We start from the raw sequence: 842 nt of genomic DNA on the forward strand, positions 1-842 counted from the left end.
TGGCGGCGATGTCGGTGATCGCGACGGCCAGCGTCAGCCTGATGATGCTGTTCCAGCTCCAGGCCCACGGCACCGTCCCGACCGCGGTCGGCTCGGCGATGGAAGGTGTCGAGCAGCGGTTCGGTGTCGCCAACTCGGCGGTGTTCGCCGATGCGACGACGCTGACCTCGACCGGCGCGGTGGACTCGTTCCACGACTCCTACACCAGCCTCGGCGGCATGATCACCATGTTCAACATGCAGCTCGGTGAGGTGGCTCCCGGCGGCGCGGGCAGCGGTCTCTACGGCCTGGTGATGATGGTGCTGCTAGTGGTCCGTCTGCGATTTGATCTGGTTAAGAGTGGCTCTGCCGCGTTGGACTTTGGCGATGATGTCCTCGGCGGTGGCTTTCCAGATGAAGGGCTTGGGGTCAGCGTTCCAGTGCGCGGCCCATGCGGTGATGGCTTCGGTGAGTTCAGCGACGCTGGTGAAAACACCACGACGCAGTCGTTTGTCGGTGAGTTCTTTGAACCAGCGTTCCACCAGGTTTACCCACGAACTCGAGGTCGGGGTGTAATGCAGGTGCCACCGACGACGATCCTTGTGCGCCAACCACTTCGCGATCTCAGGGGTGGAGTGCGCCGACAAGTTGTCCAGCACGACATGTACACCGAGACCACGCGGAACGCTGGCATCGATCTGTTTGAAGAACCGCAACACGTCAGCGCCGGTATGCCCCTTGCGCAGGTCGGTCAATACCTCACCGGTAGCAACATTCATCGCCGCGAACAGATCGATGGTGCCGTTGCGTTTGTAGTCGTGTGTCATCGTTCCCGCGCGTCCGGGTTTCATCGGCAACGATGC

1 protein-coding gene and 1 pseudogene are annotated in these 842 nt (G+C 61.9%); one reads left to right on the forward strand and one right to left on the reverse strand.

The features are described 5' to 3' along the window. Positions 1 to 314, forward strand: a pseudogene (locus A5699_RS28570) (potassium-transporting ATPase subunit KdpA); the annotation flags it as partial. On the opposite strand, the gene A5699_RS14895 reads toward A5699_RS28570, so the two are convergent. Further along, the coding region (locus A5699_RS14895) for an IS630 family transposase (RefSeq protein ID WP_157561271.1) at positions 306 to 842 on the reverse strand (537 nt) is incomplete at its 5' end. The pseudogene A5699_RS28570 and the gene A5699_RS14895 overlap by 9 nt on opposite strands.

Source organism: Mycobacterium sp. E802 (genome assembly GCF_001666875.1).
In the GTDB taxonomy this organism is placed as follows: Bacteria; Actinomycetota; Actinomycetes; order Mycobacteriales; family Mycobacteriaceae; genus Mycobacterium.